5 protein-coding genes are annotated in these 5,648 nt (G+C 42.5%); all 5 read right to left on the bottom strand.

Features of this window, described 5'->3' with window-relative positions:
* Nucleotides 1-66: 66 nt before the first annotated feature.
* Nucleotides 67-414: a four helix bundle protein gene (locus tag CKO50_RS23400; protein ID WP_095730100.1), complete on the bottom strand. Its 348-nt coding sequence runs from the start codon at nt 412-414 to the stop codon at nt 67-69.
* 100 nt (nt 415-514) lie between these two features.
* The gene (cysD, locus tag CKO50_RS23395; RefSeq protein ID WP_095730099.1) at nt 515-1,429 is read right to left on the bottom strand and encodes a sulfate adenylyltransferase subunit CysD; all 915 of its coding nucleotides are present in this window, start codon (nt 1,427-1,429) and stop codon (nt 515-517) included.
* 71 nt (nt 1,430-1,500) lie between these two features.
* Nucleotides 1,501-3,732 carry a polysaccharide biosynthesis tyrosine autokinase gene (locus CKO50_RS23390; RefSeq protein WP_095730098.1) on the bottom strand — a complete coding sequence of 744 codons (2,232 nt, stop codon included), beginning with the start codon at nt 3,730-3,732 and terminating at the stop codon, nt 1,501-1,503.
* A gap of 14 nt (nt 3,733-3,746) precedes the next feature.
* Nucleotides 3,747-4,181, bottom strand: a complete 435-nt coding sequence (locus CKO50_RS23385) for a low molecular weight protein-tyrosine-phosphatase (protein WP_095730097.1) — start codon at nt 4,179-4,181, stop codon at nt 3,747-3,749.
* 11 nt (nt 4,182-4,192) lie between these two features.
* On the bottom strand, nt 4,193-5,308 hold the full coding sequence (locus tag CKO50_RS23380; protein WP_095730096.1) for a polysaccharide export protein: 1,116 nt from the start codon (nt 5,306-5,308) through the stop codon (nt 4,193-4,195).
* Nucleotides 5,309-5,648 lie beyond the last annotated feature (340 nt).

Below are 5,648 nucleotides of genomic sequence, written 5' to 3'. Positions count from 1 at the left end.
GAGCTGCGGGCTACGAGCTGCGGGCTACGAGCTGCGGGCTACGGGCTGCGGGCTACGAGCTGCGGGCTACGAGCAATTCTTGATTGTTCTAATTAAGCCACCTAGCATTTTTCCAATTAATTCGCACTCATCAATAATTGGTAAGCTATCTTCTTTTGAAATATAAGCTACTTCAGTTGCAATCATTAACTGTGTTTTTAATTCACCTAAAGACCCCTTTGCTATAATCAAGAAGCGAACCTTTTCTTTTTCAGACTCTCTTTCAAAGCCTTCCGCTATATTACTAGGAATAGAAACGCTAGCTCTACACATTTGATCTTTCAGGCCAAAATCTTTTAGCAGCTCAAATTTTTTATAAATTTCTATGCTTAGGCGAAAGCTACGCTGCCATACCTCTAAATTTTCGTATTTCATCACTATCCCTGTAAATCAATTTTGCTACTCACTTAAAGTTCCTAACTATATAGTTAAGCTCGCAGCTCATAGCTTGAGGCACGAAGCACTACTATGCGCTCTAGAAATACCCTTCCATTTTCTTTTTCTCCATTGAGCCTGATGAATCGTGGTCGATTACACGGCCTTGGCGCTCTGAGGTTTTGGTAAGTAACATTTCTTGGATAATTTCAGGCAGTGTTGTGGCATTAGACTCAACTGCGCCAGTTAGTGGATAACAGCCAAGGGTTCTAAAGCGGACCATTTTTTTCATTGGTACTTCCCCCTCATTTAGTGGCATACGCTCATCATCAACCATAATTAAAGTACCGTCACGCTCAACAACTGGACGCTCTGCCGCTAGGTAAAGTGGTACAATATCGATGTTTTCTAGGTAAATGTATTGCCAAATATCAAGCTCGGTCCAGTTACTTAGTGGGAATACACGAATGCTCTCGCCTTTATTTACTTTACCGTTAAAGGTATTCCATAATTCTGGACGTTGATTTTTAGGATCCCAACGGTGGTTTTTATCACGGAATGAGTAAACACGCTCTTTAGCACGTGACTTTTCTTCGTCACGGCGTGCGCCACCAAAAGCGGCATCAAATTGGTATTTATCTAGCGCTTGCTTTAAGCCCTGCGTTTTCATGATATCTGTATGCTTAGCACTGCCGTGAGTAAATGGTCCAACACCGGCATCTACACCTTCTTGGTTAATATGCACTAGTAAATCAAAACCCAACTTTTTAGCCATTTTATCGCGAAACTCTATCATTTCTTTAAACTTCCATGTTGTATCAACATGCATTAAAGGGAATGGCGGTTTAGCAGGGTAAAACGCTTTCATTGTTAAGTGCAGCATTACTGCTGAGTCTTTACCGACAGAGTAAAGCATTACTGGATTATCGAATTCTGCAGCCACTTCGCGAATAATATGAATTGACTCGGCTTCTAGTTGCTTTAGGTGAGTCATACGGGCTTGGGAGATTTCCATTGTTACTCCATTTATAAGTTTTAAGCTGTAAGCTGCAAGCCTCGGGCTTCGAGCCTGCAGCCTATAATAATTTATTTATCGCTCTTATATTCGTAGTTGTAGTAGCCGTAATATCCATAGGCATTCATTGACTTACGAACAACACCATTAAACACAACGCCTTTTACATCAATACCATTTTGTTCAAAACGATTACGCGTTATCTCTAGCTCTTTTACGTGGTTTTGGCCAAACCTCGTCACCAACAGCGTAGTACCGGCATGTGCGCTAACTATTGCAGGGTCTGTTACTGCTAAAATAGGCGGTGTATCAATAATCACCAAATCGTATATGCTACTCACTTCTTCTACTAGTTTGGTAAAATTTTGGTGCATTAAAAGCTCTGACGGATTTGGTGGTATCTGACCACGAGTCATCACATCAAGACCTACGAGTTGCGTATTCTTGATAGTTTCACTCAGGTTTAAACGTCCAGATAGGTAATCACTCAAACCATTATCCCATTTCATGCCAAACTGAGTTTGCAGGTAGCCCTTGCGCATATCACCGTCGATCACCAGCACTTTTTTACCACTTTGAGCAAGCACTGTCGCTAAGTTTACTGTGATAAATGACTTACCAACACCAGGGCTTGGGCCAGAAATGGCGATTACATTGTTTTTGGCTTCTAGCATAGCAAAGTGAAGACTCGTGCGTAGGCTCCGTAATGCTTCTACAGAGAGATCCGCAGGGTTATCGATGGCTAAAATTGATTTTGCTTTTGCGGTCTTCCCTTGTCGAGCTTTGGCAAAGCCTGTTAGCTTAACTTGGTACTCAGAGAAAGGTACGCTCGCATAAACAGGCAGGCCTAACGCCTCGATTTCAGCTGGATCTTCTATCCCTTTGTGCATCGCTTTTTGAATCAAAACAATGGCAACAGCGAGCATACCTCCTAGTAAAGTCGCTACAACCACAATGAGGGCTTTTTTGGGCTTCACCGGCTCAGTTGTATTTACCTCTGCATAGTCAACAATACGAACGTTACCTACCGTACCTGCACGCACAATATCCAGCTCTTGAGTTTTGCCTAGTAGCAGAGTGTAGATTTCATTATTAACTTCAACATCACGTTTCAAACGTAGCAACTCTCGTTGAGTCTCAGGTAGCCCTTGCACTTCACCGGTTAATTCATTTCTTTGTTGCTTGACCGTATCGATTTGCTCAACAACACCACGGTAAGAGGGGTGCTCACGTTTAAATTTACGCCCAAGCTCTAAGCGCTTTAATTCCAGTTCTTGTAGTTTTGTTTCTAATGCAACAATTTGCTCTAAAACGCCCTGTGTTTCTAAGCTAATATCAATGGACTCTTGACGAATTTGGTAATCGTTAAAGGCTTTTTCAGCACGCTCTAAGCTACGCTTAACCTCAGGTAATTGTACTTCTAAAAACTCTAGTGATTGTTGCGCTTCTGCACTGTTACGCTCAACATTACGGCGCACGTAAATACTTGCCACTTTGTCTAGCACTTCTTCTGCATATTCAGGGCTTTTATCTTGCAGCGCGAGGTTGATGATCCCTGAATCCTTGCCCTTTTCAGATGCGGAAATTTCTTTCTGCAGATCCAGTATCGTTTGCAGGCGATTACGCTTTACGATACTAAACTCTGTTTCAGGTCGTGCAACCAAGGTTTTGATAACTAGCTCAAACTCTCCTGACTTTACCTCTTCTCCCACTTTGCCTGAAAGCACTTCTTTCCCATCTTCATCGTAGAGCGAGAAGCTTTCTTGAGGTTTTGCTTTAAGAGTAAACTCCAACTCCTCGGCACTTTTAGGTACTCGGAACCGATGAATTTCGACTTTTTCTCCACCCCAAGCATAGGACTCAGCTCCTAAACTTGGTTCTGCAACTTCACCTGCACTTAGTGCTACAAAGTTGCGAAAAGCTCGGTTACCAAATAAAGGGAATAGTTTAGGCTCTATGACTACATCTAATTGTAGTGTGTCAACCGCTTCGCCTACTACGCTCCTTGATTTAAGTAGTTCAATCTCAGTCACAGCTTCGGATGTGCTCTCAAACATACTTGCCATGTCATCAAAGCCCGGGACGGAGCCTCCCTTTTCTTCGACCTGTACCATAGCGGTTGCTTGGTAAATTGGGGTGCTAAATATGGCGTATGCGACACCTAACAGCATAAATAAAGCGGTAACACCCACTATAAACCACTTGGCATCAAGTAGCGCACCAAATAATGCAATTAGATCAATTTCTTGATCATCGCCTTTTTGTGTTTTTTGCGGAGAAATTAGATTTGGCTGAGCATTCATATACTCGCAATTCCTTATAAATACTGTTGCCAAGCGCCACAGGCGCTATCGATAAGCTCATACACGTGTTCAAACGCTTCTTTAGATTGGCGGTAAGGATCGGGGATTTCTTTATCGCCAATCCATTTACCGAGTAAAAAGGTTTTACCGCGAGCTTGAGGGTAACGGCTGCATAAGTCGTCAAGGTGCCTATGCTCCATTACTAAAATAAGGCTGTTTTGCGCAACAAGCGTACCACTGAGCTGGCGACCTTGATGCTCACTCATGTCGATACCTTGCACCTTAGCAAGTTCTTGTGCCATTGCATCGGCTGATTTACCCTCTAACGCAGTTAGGCCTGCCGATGATACTTGAATATTCTTACCCGCCAATTTGCTTTTTAATACATATTCTGCGGTTGGACTGCGGCAAATATTACCAGCGCAAACCATTAATACACTATCAAACATGAGCAATCACACTATTGGTTTTTGATATCTTGAATTGCATCCACCGTTGATAGCGAAGGCAATAGTAAGCTGATAACTTTGTTCCAACGAGCAAGTGGTGCGCTGGTAACGTACACAATATCTTGAGGCTGCAGTTCAAACTGTTCAGCAAGTACCAATGAAGCTACATTTTTTGCATGTAGTTGATATACATCGGCAAGTACACCGTCTTTTTGTAGGTCGCGTTTACGCAGTACAAAAATACCATTTGCATCTGCGGTGCGTTCATTAAAGCCACCAACATCCGTTAGCGCTTCTGCTAGACTTAAGCCATAGCGGTTTACGTCTACTTTGCCTGCTTTAATTACATCACCTAAAACATAAACATTACGTTTGTCGTTGCGGCTGATATGAATGATATCACCATGTTGTAACAGGCGGTTTTGCGAAATATCTCCCTCGGCATAGAAGTCATCAAGTTGAATAACCTCCGTTTTCTCACCGCGAGTAAATGTTACGGTTTCCCAATCTGCACTTTCTGTCAGGCCGCCAGCTTGGTTTATTGCATCAATTAGCGTGACTGGCGTTTCTGTGATGGGGTATACACCCGGCTTAGTTACTTCACCGGTTACGTATGTTTTTTGACTTCTAAAACCAACAACCTTTACATCTATCTGTGGTTCTTCGATAACTCGGCTTAGCCTTTTGACAAGCTCATCACGCAACTCATTAATGGTTCTCCCAGCTGCCGGCACCTTTGGCGTGTAAGCAAAGTTAACAGTGCCATCAGACTGAACGCGGAAACCATCAAACTCGGCTGTTCTTTGTACCGCAGCTGGGATTGTAAGTTCTGGGTGATCCCAAACACCAATTGTAATGACATCCCCAACGCCTAAACGATATTCGTAATTTGAGACATCGATACCAGCAAGTGACGAACGGTCAATTTTTTTGGCTTGTTTGATTTTGTGTTCTTGAACTAACTGAGAGTCGATAATGTGAATATTTACTTTTTCTAAGTCGCGTTCTAGATTTGCGGTTTGTTCGCCAGAGCCGATCCCTTCAAAATGGCCACCAGGAACAAGTGTACAGCCGCTCATTGTCATCAGAACGGCTGAAGCAATGATAGTTTTACAGCGTAGCGCCATTGTTTCTTCCCAAAAGTGTTGTAATCTTTTCTTTTCATTACTTTTATTGCCCTTTATTAAATAGTAGAGAGACAATAAAAATTTCGTGGGCTAATTAAAGCATGCACGATTGTTAATCGCAAGTGAGTACTAGGTTTTGCGCAATATCTCACTCTATATTCTATGTTTTTACCTTGAAAGTATGAATAAAAGCCTTACCAAGTTTGAGTTCGTTTTTTAGATTGTTGTTTTTGTTGTTTCTTAATTTGCAATTTACTCTTTAGCCCTTGGTCGCGGCGTAAAGCCGCTGCTACGGCATTTAGGTACGCTTCCGCCCTTAGGTTGCAGATCTTAAATGCTG

The organism is Pseudoalteromonas sp. HM-SA03 (genome assembly GCF_002289345.1).
In the GTDB taxonomy this organism is placed as follows: domain Bacteria; phylum Pseudomonadota; class Gammaproteobacteria; order Enterobacterales; family Alteromonadaceae; genus Pseudoalteromonas.
The sequence above is the reverse complement of the archived record's forward strand: the minus strand, read 5'-3'. Positions and strand labels throughout refer to the sequence as shown.

Excerpts from the sequence above, each read along its gene's own strand:
- CKO50_RS23400 (WP_095730100.1), bottom strand. The coding sequence starts at position 414 with ATGAAATACGAAAATTTAGAGGTATGGCAGCGTAGCTTTCGCCTAAGC.
- cysD (WP_095730099.1), bottom strand. The coding sequence starts at position 1,429 with ATGGAAATCTCCCAAGCCCGTATGACTCACCTAAAGCAACTAGAAGCC.
- CKO50_RS23390 (WP_095730098.1), bottom strand. The coding sequence starts at position 3,732 with ATGAATGCTCAGCCAAATCTAATTTCTCCGCAAAAAACACAAAAAGGC.
- CKO50_RS23385 (WP_095730097.1), bottom strand. The coding sequence starts at position 4,181 with ATGTTTGATAGTGTATTAATGGTTTGCGCTGGTAATATTTGCCGCAGT.
- CKO50_RS23380 (WP_095730096.1), bottom strand. The coding sequence starts at position 5,308 with ATGGCGCTACGCTGTAAAACTATCATTGCTTCAGCCGTTCTGATGACA.